Source organism: Bacillus sp. FSL K6-0069 (genome assembly GCF_038007785.1).
GTDB lineage: Bacteria > Bacillota > Bacilli > Bacillales > Bacillaceae_G > Bacillus_A > Bacillus_A mobilis.
In genome coordinates this window covers 480,763-505,287 of sequence record NZ_JBBOXN010000001.1, presented here as the reverse complement: position 1 = coordinate 505,287, position 24,525 = coordinate 480,763, and the positions used below count along the sequence as shown (strand labels likewise).

Genomic DNA, 24,525 nt, shown 5'->3' with positions numbered 1-24,525 from the left:
CTCTTACACTTCAACATTTCGCAACATCGTGTAAATGTCGTTATTCACTTTACCAAATGATTTAATGTTGTTTTGAATGTTAGATAATAAAACGACATACACACTTCCGTTTTTACTAAATCCATTCAAACAATTCCATCCTGGCATTACACCGTGATTCGAATAACTTCCTGGGTCTACATACCAACCAAATCCGTAATCCTTTTTCACGGCTGTAAACATTTGATCATAACTCTCTTTTGAAATTAACTTTCCAGAGAAGAGTGCTTCATTAAATAAATATAAATCATGTGCACTTGTATATATATCACCACAACCATATAGTTGTGACATACTTGGAATATTAGGTGTTGTCATATTGTTATTTACTATTTTATAACCTGTCGATGGAAATCTTGTTTGCTCTAGCGCTTTGCCGAAACCAGACTGCTTCATACCCGCAGTAGCAAAAATATGTTGTTTAATATACTCTTCTAACGGTTGTCCACTTACCTTCTCAGCGATGTAGGCCAGTATCGAATAGTTCGAATCAGAATACTTCCATTTCTCTCCTGGACTCCCAATACGCTTTTGCTTTCCTATTCGTTTTATCAATTCTTCATGAGAAATATCCTCTGTTCCCTGCTCATACTCTGGAATTCCTGATGTATGTGTTAGTAAATGTTTTAACTGAATACCATTACCTTGAGGGAAATCTGGAATATACTTTGCAACCGTATCCTCTACGTTCAACTTATTTTGATCTTTTAATTGCATAATAGCAGTTGCTACAAACGCCTTTGAAATAGATCCAATATAAAAAGTTGTCTCTGAATTATTCGGTACTTGTTTCTCTTTGTTCGCCATACCGTATCCTTTATTCAAAAGAACTTTTCCGTTCTTCACAATAACAGCTGTCCCGCTAAATCCTGCGTTTTGTAAATATTGATCTAATTGAGCGTTTTCATTAATTTCTTGAGGTGGTCCCTCGGCAGGCTTCTCCACAGCTTGCGCTTGCTTCACTTGTTCTTCCTGCTCTTTTTGTTTTTGTGCTTCTTGCTTCTTTTTTTCTTCTTTCTTTTTTAGCTCTTCTTGTTTCTTCATTTCTGCTGCTGCTTTTAAAGTTTCTTCTTTCTTATTATCTGCAACAATTTTTGTATACATGAAATATACAACTGAAAATAGTAAGACGAGAATGATTGTTCTTTTTATGTATACAATCGGCCGACGTGCTTTCCCATTCGCATTAATTTTTTCCTGATCCATGATTGCTTTTTTCCCCTTATTTACCGATAATTTAATTCCACTACACAAGATTCATTTCGGATCTTTTTCATAGATTTTCGACATTCCATTCGACGTCATCCCTACTTTATCACGCACTGCACATATTACCAACCTATATGTATAAAAAAGAAAAAGAAAATTTACAAAAGTAAGATTGCTGTTAAAATTTTAATATAAAAAAGAGGATATCCCCTAAAAATTGATGTTATCAATCTTTTTGGATATCCTCTTATCTCATTATTTATACGTGTTTTTTCATATCATCGGCAACAGATTCAACATTTGTACCTACGATAACTTGGACACTCGTGTTACTTAATTTCATAACACCTTTTGCACCAGCGCGTTTTAATGCTGCTTCGTTTACTTGACCAGCATCTTTCACTTGTAAGCGTAGACGTGTTGCACAGTTATCAATAACTGTTAAGTTTTCTTTTCCACCTAAAGCTGCTACGTAAGTTTCACCAATTGAACCTGCAACTGGAGCTTCTTCACCTTCAGCTAGCTCCTCTTCGTCTTCACGACCAGGAGTTTTTAGGTCGAACTTCTTAATTAAGAAGTAGAATACTACAAAGTAAATTGCTGCGTAAATTAAACCGATACCTGCTAGTAACAATGGTTTTGTTGCAATACCGAAGTTTAAGAAGTAATCGATTGCCCCGGCACTAAATGAGAAACCATCGTGAATGCCGAGTGTTGTTGTAATGAATAGAGACAGACCTGTTAATACAGCATGAATTCCATATAATACTGGTGATAAGAACATGAATGAGAATTCAATTGGTTCTGTAATACCAGTTAAGAATGAAGTTAATGCTAGACCACCTAACATACCTGTAACCATTTTACGTTTTTCTGGTTTAGCAGCTGCAATCATTGCGAAACATGCCGCTGGTAAACCGAACATCATAATTGGGAAGAAACCAGTCATAAACATACCTGCTGATGGATCTTTTGCAAAGAAGCGTGCAATATCACCATGAACGATATCGCCAGCTGCATTTGTAAAGTCACCAAGTACGAACCAGAAGTATGTGTTCATTACGTGGTGTAAACCGATTGGAATTAATAAACGGTTTAATAATCCGAATAAACCAGCACCAATTGAACCTAAGTTCACGATACCATGTGCTACTGCATCAATACCACTTTGAATTGTTGGCCAAATTTGACCGAATACTAATCCTAATAGAAGCATTACGATTGAAGTAATGATTGGTACGAAACGTTTTCCTGCAAAGAATCCTAACCATTCTGGTAGTTTAATTTTATGGAATTTGTTGTATAGTAACCCAGCAACAACCCCTGCAATAATACCACCGAGTATGGCCATATTAATTTTCGGCGTTAACGCCGCTGCTTTTGAAACCTTTGTCATTGTATCTGCTAATTTAGTTGGATCTACTGAACCGACTAAATCTTGAACACTTTTTAATTTATCATTTAACTCTGCTGCTGAATATGTCTTACTTAGAGCATTCGTTGTATTTTGTAAAACAAGATATCCGATTGCTCCGGCAAGTCCAGCTGCTCCACTACCATCAATAGACAAACCGATTGCAACACCAATTGCAAAAATAAGTGCTAAATTATCAAAAATTGCTGCACCGGCCTGTGCCATAACAGGAATGTTAAATACGTCTTCTTGTCCTAAACGAAGCAATAATCCTGCTGCTGGTAGTACGGCGATTGGAAGCATTAACGCTTTACCAATACGTTGTAGAAACTGCAACATTTTAATTCCCCCTATCAAATTTATGAAATCGTTATCATTATAAGTACGCCTTAGAAAACGCTTTCTATTTACATAACCATAATAACATATAGTTGTATAGATGTGTAGTTTTTATTTTCGAATTTTTTATGGATAAATCTCCTATTTCCAAACTGTTATATAAAAGGGAAATTCTCCTTTTTCAATATAGAATACTCGAAACGAAATACCTACTATAGAACATGTAACTTTCGTTTTATCATTCCACTTTTTCATGTTATTATTTATTTCCGAGCATATCGGGAAAAGTAAACTTAGTTAATTCGAAATAGGAGCGTTGGTACTATGCAGTGCATTGAGACAAACAACTTACAACAGTTGTTAGAACAAGTAAAACCATATACGAAAAAAGGAAATCTTGCTACTTATATCCCCGAACTAGGAAATGCAAATCCAGATGATTTAGGGATTGCCATTTTCCATAAAGAAACAGAATACATCCATGCTGGCAACTCACAAACACTATTTACTCTTCAAAGTATTTCAAAAGTAATTACACTTGCACTTGCCCTTTTAGATCGTGGTGAAGAATATGTATTTTCTAAAGTTGGAATGGAACCAACTGGTGATCCATTTAATTCTATTATTAAGTTAGAAACGACAAGTCCCTCTAAGCCACTTAATCCAATGATTAATGCAGGAGCACTAGCCATTACAAGCATGTTAACAGGAAAAGATAATGAAGAAAAAATGGAGCGTATCCTTCATTTTGTACGTGAAATAACAGATAATCCTACTATTAATTATTCTTCTAAAGTTGCCAATTCAGAATTAGAGACAGCTTACTTAAATCGTTCACTTTGTTACTATATGAAACAAAACGGAATTATCGATTGTGACATCGAAGAACTTATGGATTTATACACTCGTCAATGTGCAGTTGAAGTAAACTGTATCGATTTAGCGCGTATCGGCTTAATTTTTGCGATGGATGGATATGATCCATATAAGAAAAAACAAATTATCCCTAAACATATTACAAAAATCTGTAAAACATTTATGGTTACATGCGGTATGTATAACGAGTCTGGGGAATTTGCGATCCGCGTTGGTATTCCAGCAAAAAGTGGTGTAGCTGGTGGCATTTTCGGCTGCGTAAAAGGAGAAATGGGAATTGGTATTTTCGGACCAGCTTTAGATGCAAACGGAAATAGTATCGCTGGTTTTAAAATTCTTGAACTTCTTTCTGCTCAAGAAGGATGGAGCATTTTTTAATTCTGAGTTATCCTGCTATACTAGCAGGATTTTTTCATTTCATAAAACACTCAACTGTATCAGCTATCCGTCCCTTCACAAAAACCGTACAAAAGTTTCTCTATATCATGCATATTTGCTCCCCCCTCCTGAATAATATAGTACAACCTAGCGCTATATGTGGAGGTGTGAAAGATGAAACTAATATTTCAAATGGAAAAACAGCCTGTTCTTGAAAAAACAATTCTTCTCTTTATATTAAGTATTGTAGAAAGCTTGAAGTTAAAAGTGGTTTCACTCGATGAAGCTCACCGATACATATTCAATTTAGAAGTACTTGAACTACTCATGGATCGGAACATCGATGATCAAGTGCTTGAACTTATTCATTTCGGAATGGGACTTGAAGACATTCATCACGTGCTTCCTGAAGAACTTGAACATACTATCGAAGAACTAAAGTGGCTCTGTATTCAAGTTTTAAGTGAGTACAGTATGCATGAAGAATCGGAACAATTAATTGAAGATATACGTTAAAAAAGCACCTATGTAGGTGCTTTCATATTTATAAAAACAGTAACGTTTCGGTAATTGCGCATCCGATGTCGATATATGCAATTCATTCGAGTATTTCCGAGGAAATGCTCGAACGTTGTATGTTACAATAACTGATCTATCCCAATAAGAATTAATAGCACGCCCGCAATAACAGTAGCCCATTTCCCTAAGTATGCTGCTAAAAATCGTTTTCCTACATACGCAAAACCACTAATACAAATAAAACTAAACACCCCAGAAATACACGCCGTAAGCCACAGATTCAAGTTTGTTACCCCAGCATCAAATCCACCTGCGATATTATTAATAGACAACGCAACGCCTAAAACAATTGCTTCAGAAAAACTAATTGTTTTAGATCCATCAAAATCTGCTTTTTCTGGATCACGTAAAATTCCAATAAGTACACTATCATCTTTAGAGTCTACGGTCTCTTTTTTACTCAAGAAAGGCTGACATAAAATAAACACCCCAATTATTCCTAAAACAATTGCCCCAATCAAATTTGCCGTAAAATCTGAAATAAATAATGCAATCCAATTCCCAAAAAATCCAGCCAATAAAGTAAATAAAAATCCAAAAAATGCAATTATAAAATTATTAAACCACGAAATTCGAATTTTACGAATGCCATAAGCAATCCCAACACCTGCATTATCTAAATTAGAAGCAATTCCGATTAAAAAAATTGAAAATAGACCTGCCGTACTCATAAACAGCCACCCCTTTTTCTCACTTTTCCATGCATCTTATGAAAATGTTGAGCAACTGTGCCTGTCTGTTTCATATACATGTAATAAATGCTCAACATTCTTTCAACAATAAAAAGGAGTGCCTTCACTATGCCTAAAGAAAATCCCAATGAGCGGCTTAGTATATTAATAAAAAAACTTTTAAAAGAACGTGCCTTATCCATGCGCCAATTAGGAATGCATACAAATATTGATCCCGCAACAATCTCAAGAATTATGAATGGTAAACAACCGCCAAAACAAAAACATCTACAAAAATTTGCAGACTGTTTGCAAGTTCCACCCCAATTATTATTTGATGAAATGTATCCTGATTCCCCTCACATAAATAAAGAAAAGACGGATATGTACACATCTCTTGATACCATTCAGCAAACGCTGCAATCCTCTAATTTATTCGATTTCGACTATACAACAACGCGCGTAAAACAAGAACTTGAAAACTATGAACGCTATGCTCAAACAACAGAAGGTGAGAAACGTATTCATGAAAGTTTTGCAAGTAAATTAGAACAAATTGATAGCGCTGGCCCTTTTATTGAACAATTAACAGATATGTATCAACAATTTTGCAATGAGACTATTTCAAACGAGGAACGTGCGGTTCTCGGAGGCGCATTACTGTATTTCATTTTATCAACAGACATTATCCCTGATTATCTCTTTCCAATTGGCTATTTAGATGATGCAATTGCTGTTGAATTAGCGAAAGAGAAATTAATCGAACTAAAACGAAAGACATAGAAAAACAAAGAACTATTTCAGTTGTTTTTGTTCAACTCTGAAATAGTTCACTAAAAAATCGTACAAGTATACATACTTGTACGATTTCAACATACTAATCTATTTTTTTGTATGACACCATTCATACATAAATGCTGTTATTACTTTTGTAAATTCAATTAACTGTTCTACTTCAACTTTCTCATTTATTGAATGGGCTTCTTCTAATGTACCTGGTCCGTAAATAACGGCTGGAATATGAAATTCACTAAACCAACCACCATCCGTTACCGTTGCAGACATATCTAAAATTGCATGTTTAGATAGAATGGATTCGTGTACTGAGCTAAGTTTTTTTACTGCTGCATGTTCACTATCTACTTCTAAAGAAGGAAAAATTTCGCCACGATCCACAATCATTGATTCTCCGCCCCATTTAAATTGTGGTGGATTTTCACTTAACCATGGATCGGCTGCTGCTACTCTCCCAATATACTCTTCAATTTCTTTTATTATTTGTTCATGTGTTTCATTTGGATAGAAGTGCACTGTTATCCATAACCGGCACTCATCCGCAATAAACGCTGCATGCCGTCCGCCTTCAATAACAGCTGGGTTAATTGTTGTTGTTCCAAATGGATAACCTTCATATGTTTTCATAACTGCCCAATGACGCTCTAATTCTTGTAAACTTTGCACAATTTTCATCATTTTTTCAATTGTACTCGCTCCGAATAGACGCCCTCCAGCATGAATCATTTGCCTGCGTGTTGCATCATGAAACGTCTGAGGGCTTTTCACAGTAATCCATCCAGTAATTACGCCGCCCTGTCCTTGCATATGTAAATCGCTCGTATCCACTACGACTGCAAAATCAGCATCATAACCTCTTTTGCAGCATTGAAGTGTACCTGCCTCTCCAACTTCTTCCCCAATTACGGATTGAAAGATTAAATCTCCAGGTAATTCAATGCCTGCTTCTTGTAAAATCTGAATAGCAAATAGCGCTCCAGCCAGTCCACCTTTCATATCTGCCGCACCACGTCCAACTAGCCAACCATCTTTTATAAACGGATCAAACGGATTAGTCTCCCACGCCTCATCTGCTGACACTTCAGCTACATCCATATGTCCGTTAATAATAAGACTTTTATGTGTGTCACTTTCTATCCCTTTTTTCACCCCAACAACGTTCGGGTCATTCGGATATACATCCCATTTATCAACACTAAAATTTCGTTTTCTTAGAAAATCCGCAACAAATTCTTGTGCCTCATTTGTGTTTCTCGCCGGCGGTGCTGGTGTTTCAAAACGGATTAAATTCTTTGTAAGCTCTAGTAACTCGTCTTTTCGTAAATCAATCTGTTCTAATAGCTGTGAAACTTCTTGATTCATCGCTAATTCCCCTTTGCATACATAGTATATTTGCAGCTTTATTGTCACAAAAAAAGAGACTGTTTACAATTTTACAGTCTCTTTTTTCAGCATAAGTTTCTAATATATTTATAAACTTTCTGCTTCTGTTGTATTTACTTTTTCAACATGTTCTATCTTGCTTCCCTTATTCTTTGTCGCACGGTAAAACAGTAAACAAACAATCATAAATGGAATTCCACAATATAACGCCATTCTTTGCTCTGGGATAAAAGCCATAGCAACTATAACTGTTACATTTAATGTTAATGCAAGGAGTGGTACGAATGGATATAGCGGGGTTTTAAATTTCAAGTCCTTCACATCCCCACCCTGCTTAATATATGACCTTCTAGCTAATAAGTTAGATAGAGCAATAGATGCCCAAACTAATATTGCCCCAAATCCGGCAATAGAAAGTAGCCATAAATAAACTGTATCTTCCGCATAAATACCTGATAGTAATGAAAGACAACCTACAATTGTACTTACAATCAATGCATAAATAGGAACACCATTTTTAGATAACTTACCGAAAATTGGACTAATCATTCCTTGATTAGACATAGACCATAGCATACGAGAAGTTGCATATAACCCTGAATTCGCAACAGATAGAACTGCTGTAATAATAACGAAATTTATAATATCAGCCGCATAAGGAATACCAATTTTATCAAATACAACTACGAATGGACTTTCTATTACTCCCGCTTGCTGCCAAGGGAATAGTCCTGCAAGAATAAAAATAGATAATACAAAGAACACCAGTATACGCCAAACTGTATTATTAATTGCCTTCGGGATCGTTTTTTCTGGATTTTCACTCTCTCCAGCCGCAATACCAACTAGTTCCGTGCCTTGGAAAGAAAAATTAACTGCAATCATCGTAATTAAAATAGCTGATAATCCATTTGGGAATAACCCACCATAATCAGTAAAGCTGGAGAACATCGGTGCTGGTTCATTTCCTTTCATATCTAGAAAACCAAACATCGCTGCCCCGCCCAAAATAATAAATGCAATAATTGTAATGACTTTAATACTTGCAAACCAAAATTCAACTTCTGCAAAACTTCTTGAAGATAATGCATTGATAGCAAAGAGAAGCACCGCAAATGCTACACACCAAATCCATGACGGTACATCAGGAAACCATCGTTTCATTAAAATACTAACTGCAATCAGTTCAATACCTATCGTAGCAGACCAGTTTAGCCACGACATCCATCCGACTACATAACCCGCTGCAGGGGAAATGTGCTTTGTAGCATACGTTTGATAAGATCCTGCGTCGGGCATCGCAACAGCTAACTCTCCAAGACAGAGCATCGTTAAATACATAACAAATCCTCCAACAAGATAAGCTACAATCGCTCCTCCAGGCCCAGCTTCATGAATTGTATACCCAGATCCTAAAAAAAGACCAGTACCAATAACTCCTCCAAGTGCAATCATAAATATGTGCCTGCTTTTCAATTCCCGTTTTAACCCTTGGTTTTGATCCATCATATAAATCCCCCCTTTTCCCTTTGGAAACCCGCTCCATGTAAGCGTTTTTAAAATCATTCATATTAAAAATAATTATTGAAAAGAGCAAAATACATAGATTAATCACTACCTGTTATTAAAAGATCATCCCTCACTGTTATTAATAACTTTTTATCAGCGATAGCTTGTCCTTCTACTACTTCTAATGATTCGATATACCCACTGATTCCTACCTTAATTTCTACTTTCTGTTTATCTATTGTTTCAATCAACGCTAATTTCTCCCACTCGTATACGTATGAGCTTTCCGCAACAAATAGCTTCTCTACTTTCCCGTAACAAGGACTATACACGCCTTCTATAACCGTCTTCACTTTATAAACTCCTCCTTCTTATTAATCGCTACTGAAACGTTGCATATCCCTCCTTTAGAGATTTCAACTATTATTTATGCAAAATGCGTACCAATCTTCAATTCCTATTTAAAATGAAGGTTTCTCAAAAAAAAATCTTTATAACCGCAAAATTTTTCTATCATTTGAGAAGTTTTAAAAGGAAAATAGCAAAAAAATTTTGCGATTTTATAAGAATTTTAATAAAATTATAAAAAGTCAGTCTTCATAGGGTGAAATGAGGAGAAGATAATCTATGCGTACAGAAGAAATTAATTTTAAACAGATCATTGAAATGAATATGCTATATGAAACTTTACTCAATGAGCTCGATATCGGGATTCATATTATTAATGAGGAAAGTAAAACGATTATCTACAACCGCAAAATGATGGAAATTGAATCAATGGAACGCTCAGATGTGCTATATAAAAGTCCTTTAGAAGTATTCGCATTTGAAGAAAATAAAAATAGTACTCTTATAGAGGCATTAAAATTAGGAAAAACAAACAAAAATATAAAACAAACGTATTTTAACAATAAAGGACAAGAAATTACGACGATTAACAATACTTTCCCTATAATAGAAAACGGAAAAGTTAAAGGCGCTATTGAAATTTCAACAGAGATTAGCCATTCCAAACAAACAATGAAAACGAACCTTTCTCGAAAACCAAATAATAAGTTTACCTTTGATCACATAATCGGTGATTCTAGCGCTATTCAATCCGTCATTACAGAAGCAAAGAGAGTAATTCGTACATCCTCATCCATACTTCTCGTAGGAGAAACAGGAACCGGTAAAGAACTATTTGCACAAAGCATCCATAATGAAAGTCAGCGTTCAACAAAACCATTCATTTCACAAAATTGTGCCGCCATACCTGACACACTCATGGAAAGCTTATTATTTGGTACGAACCGAGGTGCATTTACAGGAGCCATCGATAAAGCTGGTTTATTTGAAGAAGCAAACGGAGGCACTTTATTATTAGATGAAATCAACTCATTAGGTCCAGCTCTTCAAGCGAAATTACTACGAGCTATACAAGAAAAAACGATACGAAGAATCGGAGGCACTCAAGAAAAAGAAATTGATGTTCGTATTATAGCAACTATTAATGAGGACCCTCTTGAAGCTATTACACACAATCGATTACGGGAAGACCTATATTACCGATTAAGCGTCGTTACTTTATGTCTCCCGCCTTTACGCGAACGAAAAGAAGATATTCCAGCTCTTGTTCAGCACTTTATCGAGAAGTACAACATTCAATTTGGGCTCAGCGTGACGGATCTAGATGTACATGTAAGAGAATTCTTGTATGCATATGATTGGCCTGGAAACGTACGAGAATTAGAACATATCATTGAAGGTTCAATGAATTTAGTTGAAGAAGAAAATATCATTACAGCGTTTCATCTTCCCACTCGTTTTCGCGAACGAATTAAAAAAGAATTCAATATGCAACCTTTCCTAACTAATAACGATGCTGATGCACCTAAAACGTTAAAGCACACAATAGAGGCAATGGAAAAGAACTACATCAATCAAATTCTGAAAGAGTACCACGGTAATATCTCACAGGCTGCAAAGTTTTTGGGATTAAGTAGGCAAAACTTACAATATCGAATTAAAAAATTGCATTTACACATATGAAATGAAGTGAAGTGAAACTTTAATCTGTGGAGGTTTTGTCCACCCTCACTAATTGGACCTTTATTTCCTGTTAATGCAGGATAAATCTGCTTCCAAGTGTAAATAAGAATTGGTAAAATATGCTACAATAAACATATAACGTACTAGAAAGGAATGATATATATGAGTAATGATAACAAATTAAAGTTATTACAATACTTAGCCTTCTTCCCTACCCTTGTATGTATGATGTTACTCATGGATATGAACAGCTTTCCTTATGCAAAGCTATTCGCAACAATTAGCGGCTCCTTTGCAGCCATTATGCTTGCTGTTTTTTGGAATTTGAAGATACGTATGAAAAACGAGAAATCTTCTTAAACCGACAAAGTTACTTATCCTATTTAAACACGAGATGTTTACTACTCTCGTGTTTTTTCTTTATATCCCCTCTACCCCACAACTTTAAAATTTAATTTAAAATTGATTATATACAGAATAAATGCTTTTTAATTTAATCGACAAATTCCGACATTTAGTATTCATTATGTTTGTTATTATGTAAGTTCTAAATCTGACATTTCAACATCTAGGAGGAAGAATTTATGTATAAAAAACTTTTGCTTACATTAGCATGTAGTTCATTAATTTTCGGATTAGCGGCTTGCGGATCAAATGAACAAAAAGATAATGGTGTACAAACAAAAGAAAAAGAACAAGCTCCAAAAGAAACACAAAAAGAAAAAGAATCCAAAACAGAATCAGCTAAAGGAAATCGTTCTAACCCAATCAATTTTAATGAAACTGCTACTGTTAATGATGTTATCTTCAATAGTGAAGATGGCAATTTTGAAAAATTCAAGACTAAAGTCGAATTATCTATTTTAGAAGTAATTCGTGGCGAGCAAGCCTTTGAAATATTAAAAAAGGAAAATCAATTTAATGAGGCTGCTCCAGAAGGAAAAGAATGGGTTCTAGTGAAAATTAAAGGTAAAGTTACTGATGCTGAAACACAAGATCACGAATATGATTTATTCGGTTCGAGTTTCAAACTTGTTTCAAATGATGGACATGTTTACAATAATGACCAGTACGCTGTAACACCAAATGAACTACATCAAAAACTTTATAAAGGCGCTGAAGGAGAAGGGTACATCTCTCAATTGGTTAACACTGGCGATGATTTTAAAATTCAATTCGAAACTCACGAAAGTAAAAAAGTTTTCTTTAACTCTAAATAAAATATAAAAGGTGATTACTATGAAAAGAACGACAGAATTTGTATTAGGACTAATCGGTGGTATATTCGGGATTTTATGTGCATTTATCGCTTTATTTATCGGAGGCGTCGGAGCAGCAGTTGAAGCTGACGGAGCTAATCAAATTATTGGATTAGGCTGGGCTGCTGTAGCTCTTTCTATTTTAGGAATTGTTGGATGCGTTATGGTTAAGAGCAAAGCTAAAGTAGGTGGCATTATGATGACGATCGCTGCAATTGGTGGATTTATTTGTATTTCTATCGTTTACTTATTACCAGGAATTTTATTATTAATCGGAGGGTTAATGGGGATTTTCCGAAAAGATAAAACGGCTGCATCAGCATAAAAAAAGCACTCACATGAGTGCTTTTTTTATATCCATATCTTTTAAAACTCAACATTCTCCAAATACAAACCGCTCGCCTCAGCAAGGCAATTAATTTGATTGCGCTGTTTCGCCTCTAAAATATGTGGAATTGCTTCTGCATCTAATTGTCCTAATCCAACTTCAATTAATGCCCCAACAATTTTTCGTACCATGTTATGAAGGAATCCGTTGCCACTTACTCTAATTTGTACAAATCCTGCCTCTTCCATCACATCAAGTGTATATACTTCTCGAACCATAGACTTTTTCTTTGATTTCGCATTTGAAAAAGCAGTAAAGTCATGTGAACCAACTAAATGTTTCGCAGCTTCTTTCATGCTTTTCACATTTAATTTTTTATTCACATGCATGCTGTATTTACGCATAAATGGATTTGTATGCTCTTCATTCCAAATCTTATAAAGGTATGTTTTTGCTTTAGAGTTGTAACGAGCATGGAAGCGATCTTGAACTTCTTCTACATCTGTAATGCTAATATCGTTAGGTAAATATTGATTTAAATATTTTTTCACTTTATGTTCCACTAACTTCTCATCACTTTGAAAGTTAGCAACTTGATTCAAAGCATGTACACCAGCGTCTGTTCTACTACAACCGATAATTTCAATTTCTTTTCCGACCATTTCAGATATAACACTTTCGATTTTCCCTTGAATCGTATTATCGTTATTACCGAGACGTTGCCATCCTTTAAAACGTGCACCATCGTACTGAATCGTTAATTTATAATTGTTCATTTTATTCTCCTTCATAGAAAATATTCCCTCATATCGTGAGGGAATATGAATACACTTTACTTTCTAACAAGCTTCACTACATTTTCTACATGAGCTGTATGCGGGAACATATCAACTGGTTGCACATACTCCACTTCATAACTCTTCATTAATGCTTGTACATCACGTGCTAATGAGGAAGGATTACAAGATACGTAAACAACTTGTTTCGGCTTCACTTTTAAAATTGTTTCCAGTAATTTATCATCGCAACCTGTACGAGGTGGATCGACAACAATTACATCTGGACGCCATCCTTCTTTTACCCATTTCGGTAACCACTGTTCAGCTTTACCTGCTTCATATTTCGTATTTGTAAATCCGTGACGCTTCGCATTTTTTCTTGCATCTTCAATCGCTTCTGGAATTACATCCATACCACGTACTTCCGCTGCATCATTTGCAAGCCAAAGACCGATTGTACCAACACCACAATACGCATCTACAATTTTCTCATCGCCTGTTAAAGCAGCTGCTTTTTTCGCTTCATCGTATAAAACAACTGTTTGTTCTGGATTTAACTGGAAGAATGCACGCGCTGATAATTCAAATGATAAATCACCTAGTGTTTCTTGAATTACTTCTTTTCCAGCTAATTTAAATGTTTTATCACCGAAAATAACAGATGTTTTACGCCAGTTTACGTTTTGCATAATTGATTTCACACTTGGCATTTGCTTTTGTACTTCTGCGATAAACTGCTCCTTATTTGGCAATTCTTCTTTTGTTGTAATAAGTGTAACTTGTACTTCCCCTGTTTGAACCGCAGTACGTGTCACAATTGTACGTACTAAACCTTTTTGTTTTTTCTCATTATAAATAGAAACATTTAACTTTTCTAATATACGTCTTACAACTTTTGTCGCTTCATTCGTTGCTTTATGTTGAATCATACAATGAGCAATATCAATTAACTGATGTGAGTTTTGCTTATACAGCCCTGTAATAACCTTTTCGTCTTTACGTCCCACTTGTAGTTGACTCTTATTACGATAATGCCATGGATTTTCCATACCAAGCGTTGGACGGATTTTCTCTTCCAAACTGTTATTCATATACTTCTCAAATGCTTGTACAACGATATCACGCTTTTGATTTAATTGTTCTTTATAATCTAAATGTTGCAGCTGACAACCGCCACACTCTTCATATACCGGACATGGTGCTTTCACACGATGTGGTGAAGCTTTACGAACTTTTTTCACTTTTGCTTCAGCGAAGCCACGCTGAATTTTCGTTGTTTCTGCAACAACTTCTTCTCCTGGTAATGCCCCTGGAATGAAAACGACTTGTCTCTTAAAATAACCAACGCCTTCTCCGTTAATCCCAAGACGTTTAATTGTCACAGGAAATGTTTGACCAACTTCCAACTTACTCTCATGTTGCTTTTGTATCATTATTACACCTCTACTCTATACTTTTCCATAAATATAACGCTGCATAACTGCAGTATGGTTCACACTCTTGTTTCACTTTTTCTAAAAATACATCATCAGGTTTATCATCTAATTGAAATATCCCTTGCACCGCACGCTGGATCCCTATGTCCGTTTTTGGAAACATATTTTTTCGTCCAAGCCCAAACATTAAAAAGTTTTGCACTGTCCATGCACCAATCCCCCTAATCGGTAGCAATTGTGCCGAAACCTCTTCTTCCGCCCTGGTTTCTATACTCGCTAAGTCTAATGTACCACTGACAATACTTTGACCTAATCCTACTATATATTCAGCCTTTCGTTGACTAAACTTCTGCTCTCTCAATTCTTCTATTGAAATATTTGCTACTATTTCCGGAGTGGGGAAAAAGAATACACCATTCTTTTCTGTTCCATATCGTTTCACAAACTGTTCTGTTAGCACAGTAGCAAATTTCAAATTTATTTGTTGATGAATGATACAGCGAAGAAGACAAGCGAAATAATCAAATTCTAAAATAATTGGAGTATAAGCATATGTTTCAAATAGTGGACGTAATGATGTGTTTAAAAAATGATTTTGTATATCTTGAAACGGTTCATTCCAATGAAAAATGGCTCTCATTCGTTTCATGACTTTCTCCGGATCTCCTGTTTGACTAGAAATCCAAAACTGTGGATTTTGCACAGTACCAATCCCTTGCAAGCGAACAACAACCTGTTCCTCATCTATACAAAGCGGGACATAGATAACTTTCTCATCTAATTGAATGACGTTAAGAGGATCAAAAGATAACCGTTTTAATACCTCTTCAAAATGATACGGATACTCTAACGTAACATGTTCGCTCCACATACGTTTCCCCATCCTTTTTACACATCATTATAGCATGAGAAAACCGCAAGCATACATGCTTACGGTTGATTGCTTTTTACTAAGTCATCTAGACTTTTAAAATGATACCCTTTCTCGCGCAAATCATCAATGATTTTCGCAAGTGCTTCTGCATTATCTTTCGAGATTGCATGAAGTAATAAAACAGATCCTGGATGAATCATCGTCATGACATTATTATGTGCATATTGCCATCCTCTTTGCTCGTCCACTTTCCAATCCAAAAATGCAAGTGACCAAAATACATTATAATAGCCCATTTCTTTCGTAAGAGCTAACGTTCTTTCACTGAACACACCTCGTGGTGGTCGTACATATTTTACTTCTTTTTGCCCAGTTACTTTTTTAATTTCTTCTGTTACACTCGTTAATTCTTCACGAAGTTTCGCATCATTTACCGTTGTAAAATCAGGATGACTCCACGAATGGTTTCCAATAATATGTCCTTCATCCTTCATTCTTAATAACAAATCTTTTTGTGTTTTAATATAATGACCCGTTACAAAGAAAGTTGCTGGTACTTTTTTCTCTTTTAATACGTCTAAGATTTTTCCTGTGTATCCATTCTCGTACCCATTATCGAATGTTAAATAAATATCCTTTTTCTTTGTATCCCCTAAATAAAAACCACCATTTTTTTGTAGTAAATCTGTATATAACTTTCCAGCATCTGGTACTGTTTCATTTTTAGGGCGCGGGATTCCCCAGTTATGTGGAGTGTTTGTATAAGCTAATGTTGAAACTGGAACAAGTGCCATCATAATTGAAAAAATGAGACCGATATATAACCATTTATATTTCATAAATAGTCTCCTTTCCATATATAATCGTACTTGTAGTTTCTGTTGCTACGCATTCTTTCATGCTGAACATGTTTTTCTATATATGCCAAAAAAATGCATCTCGAATAATTCGAGATGCATTTTTGTTTACTTAAATACTGGCTCTTTAAAGCTAGCTAATTTTTCAAGTGATGTTTTATCAACATCTGCATGTAAGCTATTACCATGAGAATCCATCGTTACAACTGCTTTAAATCCTTCAATACGTAAATGCCACATTGCCTCTGGAATACCAAATTGTAAGAAATCAACATCTTTTACTTCTTTAATACATTCAGCATAATATTGTGCTGCACCGCCAATTGCATTTAAATATACACCGCCATGCTCTTCTAAAGCCGCTAATGTTTTCGCACCCATACCGCCTTTTCCAATGACAGCGCGAATACCGAATTTCTTCATAATATCGCCTTGGTACGGTTCTTCACGAATACTTGTCGTTGGACCCGCCGCTTTAATTTGCCAGTTTTCATTTTCATCTTTTACGACAACTGGACCACAGTGATAAATAACTTGTCCATTTAAATCTACCGGACAATCGTTATCCATTAAATGCTTATGGATTGCGTCACGCCCTGTATACATCATGCCATTAATTGTTACAACATCACCAACGCGAAGTTCACGAATTTGTTCTTCTGTAATTGGAGCTTGTAATACAATCTCACGTTGCTCTGTTTTTTCTTGTGCTTCTTGCTGAAGTGTGTCGTCACCTTCTTGATATAGCCAATCCATAATTTCACCTGTTTCAGGATGGATTGTTACGCCAAGGCGGCGATATGCCCAACAATTATATGCAACAGATACATAGAAGCTAGCTGGCAGACGGTTATACACGCCAATTTTACAGCCAAGTAAAGTTGTTTCTCCGCCAAATCCCATCGTACCAATGCCAAGCTTATTCGCATTTTCTAATACGTACTCTTCAAGTTTTTGTAACTCTGGTACTGGATTGACATCATCTAATGTACGGAATAATTGATTTTTTGCTAATTCGTAACCTGATGTGCGGTCTCCCCCGATACCAACACCAATTACACCTGCACTACACCCTTGACCTTGCGCTTGATATACTGCATGAAGAAGGCATTTACGAATTCCTTCTAAATCACGGCCAGCTCGTCCAAGTCCTTCTAATTCACACGGTAAGCTATACTGAATATTTTTATTCTCACAGCCGCCGCCCTTTAGAATTAAACGTGCATCAATATAATCTTTTTCCCATTGTTCAAACTTAATAACCGGTGTACCTGGTCCTAAATTATTTCCACTGTTGTCTCCAAAAAGAGAATCAACAGAATTTGGACGAAGTTTACCATCTTTTGTCGCCCGCTCAAGCGCATGATAGATAGCTTCCTTCAACTTTAGTTGATTCACACCGACTGGTGTATAAATTTTAAACGTTGGCATCCCTGTATCTTGGCAAATTGGTGAGATGTTATCATCAGCCATTTTAATATTATTCGTAATTGTGCCAAGTGCCATCGCAGAACGAGTCCCTGCATTTTCTCGCTCTTTCGCTTGTTGAATCGCACGACGAACATCTTTCGGTAAGTTCGTTGACGTTTCAACAATTAGTTGATACATGCTTTCTTGAAGCTTTTCCATTGTTACTTCCCCCTCAATTGTGAACGCTACCAAAACGTTATGAGATGAAAATCCCATTGTTATGCTCTTCAGCTTTTTATTTGTTTCACGCTATTCAAGCATAAATGAAATTTTTCACAACTTGATTATACCTCTTTTTCTATCGTCCTTCTATTATCCACACAGAAAAAGGCTACCAAATTGGAATTGGCAGCCTTTTTAATATATTATTCGTCTTTTTTAAATTGCTCACATTTTAATTCTAATTCATCTAACATTGCAAGAAGACGATCCACATCTTCTAATTCTACTTCTTCAGGTTCAATTGTATCAATTACTTCAATGAACATATTTAAACGTTCTTTTAAATATACTAATTGTGTATCTTTATCTTGAATTGCTTTTCCCATGAAGGCACTCTCCTTTTAATTCGAGTTGCTTTTATTATACCGCAAAAATGATTGCTGTGGATATGTAATTTCATCAATTTTGTCACAGTAATTCATTCAAATGTAAGCCCTATCTCTTTTTTCACAAAAAAGTTTCACTTTATAAAAAGCACATATTCTTCTATTATAGAGAATGGACAAATTGTTATTTCAATAGTCAAAGGAGTATTTCATATGACGATATCACAAAAAATGAAGCCGATTACTCCTTCTTACGATCCATGGGAAGCGTATATGGACCTTGAAGAGTACGGCAAACTACTATTAACAAATGTTGAGTTTACAACGACGACGTTATGCAATATGCGCTGTGAGCATTGCGCTGTTGGTTACACGTTACAGCCGAAAGACCCGAATCCGCTTCCGATGGATCTTTTATTAAAACGATTAGATGAGATTCCTCATTTACGTTCTTTAAGTATTACTGGCGGAGAACCTATGCTTTCAAAAAAATCCGTCGACAACTATGTAACACCACTCTTAAAATATGCCCATGAACGAGGCGTTCGCACTCAAATCAACTCAAACTTAACTATAGATTTAGCACGTTACGAACAAATTATTCCTTATTTAGACGTATTGCATATATCTCATAACTGGGGAACAATTGATGACTTCGTTGAAGGTGGATTTGCAATGATGGAGCGTAAACCTACGTATGAACAACGTGCAAAATTATTTGAACGAATGATTACAAATAGTAAAGCTCTATCAGATGCAGGTGTACTCGTATCAGCCGAAACAATGCTGAATAAGAGAACTCTACCACACATGGAACATATTCATCGTCAAATCGTTGACGAAATGGGATGTAAACGTCATGAAGTTCACCCGATGTATCCAAGTGACTTCGCGAGTAATTTAGAGATTTTAACAAAAGCTGAAATTCGTGATGCAATTGAGCATTTACTAGAAATTCGCGATGAAAATGTATGGATGTTATTTGGAACTTTACCTTTCTACGCTTGTAGCGATGACGAGCAAGACATCGCCACATTTAAGAAATTACAAGAAAGCAAAAATGTAACAGTTCGTAACGATCCAGATGGCCGTTCTCGTTTAAACGTCAACATTTTCGATGGAAATATTATTGTAACTGATTTCGGTGACGTTCCCCTTCTAGGTAACGTACAAACAAACACACTACAAGAAGCATATGACAAATGGAGTGCCTCAAAAACTGCAAAATCATTAAGCTGTCACTGTCCTGCAGTAAAATGTCTAGGACCAAATGTTCTTGTAAAAAATAGCTACTATCCAACAGAAGATTTCTTATCGAAAACAGCAAATATTACATTATAAAAAAACGTCAGCTTATAAGCTGACGTTTTTTTATATTATTGCGAGTGAGAAGAAGAAATGAATTTAAAATACAAATGATCATGAATTGGAATAGCAGCTCCGATTCCTTGTGAGGTAATGTTTTTTACAACAAGCCTTTTTTGATTTCCTTTTAACACAAGGTACACTTCGCCAAACGTTACTTTTCCTTTTTCATTTACTGCTGGTGTATAAGCGTATAAATATCCAAGTTGACTCGGACTAATATTATACACGCGCTCATGCCCTGTACCATACCCAATGGTCGTCTTAAATGAAAGTGGCAATTGTACTTTTTCAAGCGCTTTGAGGAGCATCATTTTTTTCACATCCGCAGTATCTTTCATATCTGCTGTTAAATCGCCTTCAACCGTCTTTTGCGTTTCTTGTTTATAGCGTAGTGGATATAAGCGATCTCCTCCGCGATTATCGTACACATTGCGATTTACTTGTTTATATTCCCAATTAATCGATGTATCAACCGATTCATAATTCAAAGCCCATTGACCTAAATAAATCTTCGCTCGGTACCCTACCGCAAGCGGCGCATTCGATATTGTCGTTTCATTAAACATTCGAATTAAGTCCGGATTTTCAATTTTAATATTTGCTGTTTTCAATAGTTCTTGAGCAAACTTACTCGGCTGTAAGCGCGGCAAATCTTGCGCATCATTTGGAAACGTATTGTCTTTGGAAATATTTAAAACAGATGAAGGCATTTTTGTTTCTACCGTTGTCTTTGCAAAACTCATGTTAGGAAATAATAGAATAAACGAGACCATAGTTGAAAGACATATGCTGTATACTCGTTTCACCTGTCTGGCTCCTTCCTACGTAAAGGTATATATACTACTTTGTTTATTGTTTTCTCTCAATACAATTGTTATGCCTATTTTTCATAATAAATAAAAACCAATTCCCATAATGACATACGCTGCTAGTAAAGTACCGCCTTCAAACCAGTTTGTATCTCCATCATTTGAAATTGCAATCGTTAAGAAAACAGCTGTAATCATAGAAACAAGTTCTGGTATTGTAAATACTAAAGGCATCCTTTGCGTGAAGAACATAGAAAGCAGTACTAATACAGGAGCAACAAACATGGCAATTTGTAACGTAGAACCTATTGCAATCTCAACTGCAATATTCACTTTATTTTTATACGCCATAATAATTGCAGATGCATGTTCCGCTGCATTCCCAACAATCGCAACGATAATAACCCCTATAAATAATTCTGACCAACCAAATGATTTTGCAACTGTCTCAAATGTATGCACAAGCGCCTCTGACACATAAGCTACCGCAATTGTCGCTATTGCTAAAACGAGTAGCGCTTTACCTTTCGACCACTCTGGTTCTTCCTCATGAGCTACTTCATCCGTTTTATGTTGATATACACCACGATGCGTAACGAGCTTAAATAACAGCGCAGCAAGGTACATAATAATCATAATGATAGAAACACCGATACTTAATTGATACGTCTTTCCAGCGTCCATTTTCATTGAAAAAATCTCTGGAATAACAAAAGCTACTACAACAGCAAATATTAATAAAGCTGAATTATGCCTTGCATCATACACATTAAAACTTTGTCTTTTGTATTTAAGCCCTCCTACAAAGAAGGATAGCCCTCCTACTAATAATAAATTTCCAAGTACAGAACCCGTTAAAGAGGCTAACACAACCTCAATTAACCCTGCCTGAAGTGCAAAAATTGAAATGATAAGTTCGACTGCATTACCGAAAGTTGCATTTAATAATCCGCCTATTCTAGGTCCAGATACAATTGCCAAACTTTCTGTCGCTCTTCCCATAAAACCAGCTAATGCGATAATCGTAATACAATACACAGCGAACATAATTGTTTGAGGCCAATGAAGTGTTTTCCCAAGTACAGAAAGTGGTACACCTATAAGCGCTACGATAAGAAATATTTTGTTAAACATGCTTTTCATCCTTCCATCGTATGTATTTCTCCTCGATATTATTATTATTCTTCTCCTAACTTGTCCGATTTCATCACAATTACGTTTAAAAAATCATGTTGATGAAAAGAGTATGAAAGATACTTCATTTTTATTTAGACGAAGAAAATTACAAAGTATGAAAAGAGGCTAAAAGCATGCATTTAAAAGAAAAAATTGAAACAATTATTTGCGGTCAACGAACTGGTGTATTATCTACTGTACGTGAAAATAAACCTCACAGCGCCTTTATGATGTTTTTCCATGAAGATTTTGTACTATATGTTGCAACAGATCGAAAATCAAAAAAGATAACAGATATCGAAAAAAACCCAAATGTATATGTACTACTTGGGCGTGAAGGAAAAAAATTAGATGAAGATTATATTGAAGTTGAGGGCTTAGCCTCCATCGAGGAAGACTCCACATTAAAAAACAAGTTTTGGAATAATAGCTTAAAACGCTGGTTACTCGGTCCTGAAGACCCTAATTATGTACTAATTAAAATCAATCCTGACACAATTTATTACATCGATGGTGCTGGTACGACGGAGCCCGAGTTTTTACGACTATAAAATAAAACAAGCCCCCTTTAGGTGGGCTTGTTTTGTCGAAAAGTTCTTCTGAAAAAAACAATAAAATAGGTGGAACTTTCTAAAGATTCTGTTATATAATAGCAGTAACTTAAATAAACTGTATTAAAACAGATTGAGAGGAGAAATAAAATTGATGAAAAGAGAAGAACGCAAAAACATGATTGAGTTTATTGAAAAGAAAAAAGGGATTGAGCGTGACGAATTATTGTTTATGACAGACGATGAAGTAGAACATATTTATAATGTAACGTACTTTTTATATGAAGAAATTGCAGAGTAGTATAATAATCCCACCTTATTAAAAATATAAGGTGGGATTATTTCGTTATCTATCCAGCTATTTGCGAGGCGGTAAAATCCCACTGATTAAAGTGCCACTTTATACATGAGAATGATTTTCATGTATAATAATGTAAGATTGGAGGAATTTTACTATGAGTTCATGGCTCTTATTCGCACTATTATCAGCAATTGCTGCTGCCCTTGTATCTATTTTTGGAAAGATTGGTTTAGATGGAATCGATGCCAATGTTGCAACAACGGTTCGTTCTATTATTATGGCATTATTTATGGTGGGTGTTATTATTATACAAGGTAAATTTCAAAATATTGGCGACGTACTGCTAAATAAAAAAGCACTGCTCTTTATCACATTAAGTGGGGTTGCAGGTGCTTCGTCATGGCTATTTTATTTTCTTGCCCTCAAAACAGGGAAAGTTTCACAAGTGGCTCCTATCGATAAATTAAGCGTCGTATTTTCTATCATCCTCGCTATGATTATACTCGGTGAAAAGTTAAACTTTATGACTGGCGTTGGTGTAGTCTTTATTACAGCTGGTGTACTATTTATTGCTTTCAGCTAAAAAAACCGCTATTAGCGGTTTTTCTTTTTCTTTATGTAAAACCACACAGCGCCTGTAACAACTACTGAAATGAATAAAATCCATATTCCATAATGATGTAAACTATACTCAACGAAACGCCACTTCTCTCCTAACTTCCAGCCAAGCCCAATAAAAACACTTATCCAAATAAGTGCACCACCGTAAGCGTACAAACAAAAACGCCAAAGTGTTAAATTCGACACCCCAGCAAAATATGCTGTTAAATGACGTACTCCCGGGATAAAGTAACCAATCATTAAAAGAAATGGTCCATATTTTTCAAATAAAATGTGTGTTTTTTCAATATGATGTTCCTTAATTCTAATTTTCGGCCCATATTTTTTTAAAACAGGAAGTCCCAGTTTTAAACCTAATATGTAGCTTAATGTAATACCTAACATCGCACCAGCCATCCCACTTAAAAAAGCAGCCGTTCCTGACATAACTCCTTTTGAAACGTTATAACCAACAAAGGTCAATAAAAACTCGTCTGGTATCGGTAATCCGACAATCCCACCTGCCAACGCTATAATAATTCCAAAATACCCATAATGCGCGATTAACTCGCCAATATGTTGTTCCATTCGGAAGACACATCCTATGCACGATCGTTATTCCACATTGTGCCCTTTCTATCTTTCAGACAAACATGGTATACATATTCACTATACATTGTTTTTATAATGAACTCTACTTCTATCCATTCCTTTAGCAGGAAGAAAGTGAGTCATTAATCGTGCGCCCTCCTCCCGCCTACTTCCCTTGTATTCACCGCTTTTTGAAGTGCTAGTCTTATAATCCATAAATAGCGTGATTAAAAAATAAAAATTCATATGCTTGTTTTTTTGTTACAATAAAGGAAAGTTACTTTTCGCAACGGTTTAACTCTCAGGAAAAATGATATATCTAGCAAAAACGTAGTTTGGTCGATATAATGCAACT

At 35.6% G+C, this 24,525-nt stretch carries 27 protein-coding genes; 11 read left to right on the top strand and 16 right to left on the bottom strand.

Annotated elements, in window-relative coordinates; genetic code table 11:
* Positions 1-3: 3 nt before the first annotated feature.
* From MHB74_RS02560 to MHB74_RS02550, 3 genes are all read right to left on the bottom strand, one after another.
* On the bottom strand, positions 4-1,245 hold the full coding sequence (locus MHB74_RS02560; RefSeq protein WP_061676734.1) for a serine hydrolase domain-containing protein: 1,242 nt from the start codon (positions 1,243-1,245) through the stop codon (positions 4-6).
* Between the two features lie 262 nt (positions 1,246-1,507).
* The gene (gene nagE / locus MHB74_RS02555; protein WP_061676733.1) at positions 1,508-3,001 is read right to left on the bottom strand and encodes an N-acetylglucosamine-specific PTS transporter subunit IIBC; all 1,494 of its coding nucleotides are present in this window, start codon (positions 2,999-3,001) and stop codon (positions 1,508-1,510) included.
* 141 nt (positions 3,002-3,142) lie between these two features.
* Positions 3,143-3,256, bottom strand: coding sequence for a transcriptional regulator (locus tag MHB74_RS02550; protein ID WP_071724377.1), 114 nt, complete (start codon positions 3,254-3,256; stop codon positions 3,143-3,145).
* Between the two features lie 69 nt (positions 3,257-3,325).
* Here MHB74_RS02550 and glsA point away from each other — a divergent pair, with 69 nt between their 5' ends.
* Positions 3,326-4,255 carry a glutaminase A gene (gene glsA, locus MHB74_RS02545; protein ID WP_061676732.1) on the top strand — a complete coding sequence of 310 codons (930 nt, stop codon included), beginning with the start codon at positions 3,326-3,328 and terminating at the stop codon, positions 4,253-4,255.
* Positions 4,256-4,429: 174 nt separating this feature from the next.
* Positions 4,430-4,771 (top strand): DUF3969 family protein, encoded by a 342-nt coding sequence (locus MHB74_RS02540; protein WP_000766602.1) that lies wholly within the window; start codon positions 4,430-4,432, stop codon positions 4,769-4,771.
* Positions 4,772-4,893: 122 nt separating this feature from the next.
* Here MHB74_RS02540 and ytaF read toward each other — a convergent pair whose 3' ends face one another.
* Entirely contained in the window at positions 4,894-5,505 is a 612-nt protein-coding gene (ytaF, locus tag MHB74_RS02535) for a sporulation membrane protein YtaF (protein WP_061676731.1), read from the bottom strand.
* Positions 5,506-5,634: 129 nt separating this feature from the next.
* Here ytaF and MHB74_RS02530 point away from each other — a divergent pair, with 129 nt between their 5' ends.
* The gene (locus MHB74_RS02530) at positions 5,635-6,288 is read left to right on the top strand and encodes a DUF1232 domain-containing protein (RefSeq protein ID WP_061676730.1); all 654 of its coding nucleotides are present in this window, start codon (positions 5,635-5,637) and stop codon (positions 6,286-6,288) included.
* A gap of 99 nt (positions 6,289-6,387) precedes the next feature.
* On the opposite strand, the gene MHB74_RS02525 is transcribed toward MHB74_RS02530, so the two are convergent.
* From MHB74_RS02525 to MHB74_RS02515, 3 genes are all read right to left on the bottom strand, one after another.
* The gene (locus MHB74_RS02525; protein WP_061676729.1) at positions 6,388-7,662 is read right to left on the bottom strand and encodes an acetylornithine deacetylase; all 1,275 of its coding nucleotides are present in this window, start codon (positions 7,660-7,662) and stop codon (positions 6,388-6,390) included.
* 108 nt (positions 7,663-7,770) lie between these two features.
* Complete coding sequence (locus MHB74_RS02520; protein ID WP_061676728.1) at positions 7,771-9,192, bottom strand: amino acid permease; 1,422 nt, start codon at positions 9,190-9,192, stop codon at positions 7,771-7,773.
* A 98-nt stretch (positions 9,193-9,290) separates the two neighbouring features.
* Positions 9,291-9,545, bottom strand: coding sequence for a biotin/lipoyl-containing protein (locus MHB74_RS02515; RefSeq protein WP_000859483.1), 255 nt, complete (start codon positions 9,543-9,545; stop codon positions 9,291-9,293).
* Between the two features lie 274 nt (positions 9,546-9,819).
* Here MHB74_RS02515 and MHB74_RS02510 point away from each other — a divergent pair, with 274 nt between their 5' ends.
* The 4 genes from MHB74_RS02510 (at position 9,820) to MHB74_RS02495 (ending at position 12,807) form a co-directional block, all read left to right on the top strand.
* Positions 9,820-11,223 (top strand): sigma-54 interaction domain-containing protein, encoded by a 1,404-nt coding sequence (locus MHB74_RS02510; protein ID WP_061676727.1) that lies wholly within the window; start codon positions 9,820-9,822, stop codon positions 11,221-11,223.
* A gap of 162 nt (positions 11,224-11,385) precedes the next feature.
* Complete coding sequence (locus MHB74_RS02505; RefSeq protein ID WP_061676726.1) at positions 11,386-11,583, top strand: hypothetical protein; 198 nt, start codon at positions 11,386-11,388, stop codon at positions 11,581-11,583.
* Positions 11,584-11,807: 224 nt separating this feature from the next.
* Positions 11,808-12,443, top strand: a complete 636-nt coding sequence (locus MHB74_RS02500) for a hypothetical protein (RefSeq protein WP_061676725.1) — start codon at positions 11,808-11,810, stop codon at positions 12,441-12,443.
* Between the two features lie 19 nt (positions 12,444-12,462).
* A complete protein-coding gene (locus MHB74_RS02495) occupies positions 12,463-12,807 on the top strand; it encodes a DUF4064 domain-containing protein (protein ID WP_061676724.1) in 345 nt (114 codons plus the stop codon).
* Between the two features lie 41 nt (positions 12,808-12,848).
* On the opposite strand, the gene truA is transcribed toward MHB74_RS02495, so the two are convergent.
* The 6 genes from truA to MHB74_RS02465 all read right to left on the bottom strand — a co-directional run bounded on the left by truA (position 12,849) and on the right by MHB74_RS02465 (position 18,774).
* Complete coding sequence (gene truA, locus MHB74_RS02490) at positions 12,849-13,586, bottom strand: tRNA pseudouridine(38-40) synthase TruA (protein ID WP_061676723.1); 738 nt, start codon at positions 13,584-13,586, stop codon at positions 12,849-12,851.
* 56 nt (positions 13,587-13,642) lie between these two features.
* Positions 13,643-15,022, bottom strand: coding sequence for a 23S rRNA (uracil(1939)-C(5))-methyltransferase RlmD (gene rlmD, locus MHB74_RS02485; protein ID WP_061676722.1), 1,380 nt, complete (start codon positions 15,020-15,022; stop codon positions 13,643-13,645).
* 10 nt (positions 15,023-15,032) lie between these two features.
* Positions 15,033-15,896 carry a DNA-3-methyladenine glycosylase family protein gene (locus MHB74_RS02480; protein WP_061676721.1) on the bottom strand — a complete coding sequence of 288 codons (864 nt, stop codon included), beginning with the start codon at positions 15,894-15,896 and terminating at the stop codon, positions 15,033-15,035.
* 59 nt (positions 15,897-15,955) lie between these two features.
* The gene (pdaA, locus tag MHB74_RS02475) at positions 15,956-16,738 is read right to left on the bottom strand and encodes a delta-lactam-biosynthetic de-N-acetylase (RefSeq protein ID WP_061676720.1); all 783 of its coding nucleotides are present in this window, start codon (positions 16,736-16,738) and stop codon (positions 15,956-15,958) included.
* Positions 16,739-16,864: 126 nt separating this feature from the next.
* The gene (fumA, locus tag MHB74_RS02470; RefSeq protein ID WP_080467825.1) at positions 16,865-18,385 is read right to left on the bottom strand and encodes a class I fumarate hydratase; all 1,521 of its coding nucleotides are present in this window, start codon (positions 18,383-18,385) and stop codon (positions 16,865-16,867) included.
* A 206-nt stretch (positions 18,386-18,591) separates the two neighbouring features.
* Positions 18,592-18,774 carry an SE1561 family protein gene (locus MHB74_RS02465; protein ID WP_000513558.1) on the bottom strand — a complete coding sequence of 61 codons (183 nt, stop codon included), beginning with the start codon at positions 18,772-18,774 and terminating at the stop codon, positions 18,592-18,594.
* A 213-nt stretch (positions 18,775-18,987) separates the two neighbouring features.
* Here MHB74_RS02465 and yfkAB point away from each other — a divergent pair, with 213 nt between their 5' ends.
* Complete coding sequence (yfkAB, locus tag MHB74_RS02460) at positions 18,988-20,115, top strand: radical SAM/CxCxxxxC motif protein YfkAB (RefSeq protein WP_061676718.1); 1,128 nt, start codon at positions 18,988-18,990, stop codon at positions 20,113-20,115.
* Positions 20,116-20,150: 35 nt separating this feature from the next.
* Here yfkAB and MHB74_RS02455 read toward each other — a convergent pair whose 3' ends face one another.
* Both MHB74_RS02455 and cax read right to left on the bottom strand, forming a co-directional pair.
* On the bottom strand, positions 20,151-20,948 hold the full coding sequence (locus MHB74_RS02455) for a YfkD famly protein (RefSeq protein WP_061676717.1): 798 nt from the start codon (positions 20,946-20,948) through the stop codon (positions 20,151-20,153).
* 81 nt (positions 20,949-21,029) lie between these two features.
* On the bottom strand, positions 21,030-22,085 hold the full coding sequence (gene cax / locus MHB74_RS02450) for a calcium/proton exchanger (protein WP_061676716.1): 1,056 nt from the start codon (positions 22,083-22,085) through the stop codon (positions 21,030-21,032).
* 176 nt (positions 22,086-22,261) lie between these two features.
* Between cax and MHB74_RS02445 the strand changes: the two genes are divergently transcribed.
* The 3 genes from MHB74_RS02445 (at position 22,262) to MHB74_RS02435 (ending at position 23,562) form a co-directional block, all read left to right on the top strand.
* Entirely contained in the window at positions 22,262-22,678 is a 417-nt protein-coding gene (locus tag MHB74_RS02445; protein ID WP_061676715.1) for a pyridoxamine 5'-phosphate oxidase family protein, read from the top strand.
* Between the two features lie 154 nt (positions 22,679-22,832).
* Positions 22,833-22,979 carry a BH0509 family protein gene (locus MHB74_RS02440; RefSeq protein WP_000817786.1) on the top strand — a complete coding sequence of 49 codons (147 nt, stop codon included), beginning with the start codon at positions 22,833-22,835 and terminating at the stop codon, positions 22,977-22,979.
* Between the two features lie 154 nt (positions 22,980-23,133).
* The gene (locus tag MHB74_RS02435) at positions 23,134-23,562 is read left to right on the top strand and encodes an EamA family transporter (RefSeq protein WP_000100305.1); all 429 of its coding nucleotides are present in this window, start codon (positions 23,134-23,136) and stop codon (positions 23,560-23,562) included.
* Positions 23,563-23,573: 11 nt separating this feature from the next.
* On the opposite strand, the gene MHB74_RS02430 is transcribed toward MHB74_RS02435, so the two are convergent.
* The gene (locus MHB74_RS02430; protein WP_061676714.1) at positions 23,574-24,167 is read right to left on the bottom strand and encodes a DedA family protein; all 594 of its coding nucleotides are present in this window, start codon (positions 24,165-24,167) and stop codon (positions 23,574-23,576) included.
* Between the last annotated feature and the right edge of the window lie 358 nt (positions 24,168-24,525).

Bases quoted from the DNA above. Each gene is read 5' to 3' on its own strand.
- MHB74_RS02435 (WP_000100305.1), top strand. From the start codon at position 23,134: ATGAGTTCATGGCTCTTATTCGCACTATTATCAGCAATTGCTGCTGCC.
- MHB74_RS02510 (WP_061676727.1), top strand. From the start codon at position 9,820: ATGCGTACAGAAGAAATTAATTTTAAACAGATCATTGAAATGAATATG.
- MHB74_RS02560 (WP_061676734.1), bottom strand. From the start codon at position 1,245: ATGGATCAGGAAAAAATTAATGCGAATGGGAAAGCACGTCGGCCGATT.
- yfkAB (WP_061676718.1), top strand. From the start codon at position 18,988: ATGACGATATCACAAAAAATGAAGCCGATTACTCCTTCTTACGATCCA.
- glsA (WP_061676732.1), top strand. From the start codon at position 3,326: ATGCAGTGCATTGAGACAAACAACTTACAACAGTTGTTAGAACAAGTA.
- MHB74_RS02495 (WP_061676724.1), top strand. From the start codon at position 12,463: ATGAAAAGAACGACAGAATTTGTATTAGGACTAATCGGTGGTATATTC.
- MHB74_RS02530 (WP_061676730.1), top strand. From the start codon at position 5,635: ATGCCTAAAGAAAATCCCAATGAGCGGCTTAGTATATTAATAAAAAAA.
- MHB74_RS02540 (WP_000766602.1), top strand. From the start codon at position 4,430: ATGAAACTAATATTTCAAATGGAAAAACAGCCTGTTCTTGAAAAAACA.
- fumA (WP_080467825.1), bottom strand. From the start codon at position 18,385: ATGGAAAAGCTTCAAGAAAGCATGTATCAACTAATTGTTGAAACGTCA.
- MHB74_RS02550 (WP_071724377.1), bottom strand. From the start codon at position 3,256: ATGAAAAAGTGGAATGATAAAACGAAAGTTACATGTTCTATAGTAGGT.
- MHB74_RS02430 (WP_061676714.1), bottom strand. From the start codon at position 24,167: ATGGAACAACATATTGGCGAGTTAATCGCGCATTATGGGTATTTTGGA.
- nagE (WP_061676733.1), bottom strand. From the start codon at position 3,001: ATGTTGCAGTTTCTACAACGTATTGGTAAAGCGTTAATGCTTCCAATC.
- MHB74_RS02465 (WP_000513558.1), bottom strand. From the start codon at position 18,774: ATGGGAAAAGCAATTCAAGATAAAGATACACAATTAGTATATTTAAAA.
- pdaA (WP_061676720.1), bottom strand. From the start codon at position 16,738: ATGAAATATAAATGGTTATATATCGGTCTCATTTTTTCAATTATGATG.
- MHB74_RS02520 (WP_061676728.1), bottom strand. From the start codon at position 9,192: ATGATGGATCAAAACCAAGGGTTAAAACGGGAATTGAAAAGCAGGCAC.
- rlmD (WP_061676722.1), bottom strand. From the start codon at position 15,022: ATGATACAAAAGCAACATGAGAGTAAGTTGGAAGTTGGTCAAACATTT.
- MHB74_RS02505 (WP_061676726.1), top strand. From the start codon at position 11,386: ATGAGTAATGATAACAAATTAAAGTTATTACAATACTTAGCCTTCTTC.
- ytaF (WP_061676731.1), bottom strand. From the start codon at position 5,505: ATGAGTACGGCAGGTCTATTTTCAATTTTTTTAATCGGAATTGCTTCT.
- MHB74_RS02440 (WP_000817786.1), top strand. From the start codon at position 22,833: ATGAAAAGAGAAGAACGCAAAAACATGATTGAGTTTATTGAAAAGAAA.
- cax (WP_061676716.1), bottom strand. From the start codon at position 22,085: ATGTTTAACAAAATATTTCTTATCGTAGCGCTTATAGGTGTACCACTT.
- MHB74_RS02525 (WP_061676729.1), bottom strand. From the start codon at position 7,662: ATGAATCAAGAAGTTTCACAGCTATTAGAACAGATTGATTTACGAAAA.
- MHB74_RS02445 (WP_061676715.1), top strand. From the start codon at position 22,262: ATGCATTTAAAAGAAAAAATTGAAACAATTATTTGCGGTCAACGAACT.
- MHB74_RS02500 (WP_061676725.1), top strand. From the start codon at position 11,808: ATGTATAAAAAACTTTTGCTTACATTAGCATGTAGTTCATTAATTTTC.
- truA (WP_061676723.1), bottom strand. From the start codon at position 13,586: ATGAACAATTATAAATTAACGATTCAGTACGATGGTGCACGTTTTAAA.
- MHB74_RS02480 (WP_061676721.1), bottom strand. From the start codon at position 15,896: ATGTGGAGCGAACATGTTACGTTAGAGTATCCGTATCATTTTGAAGAG.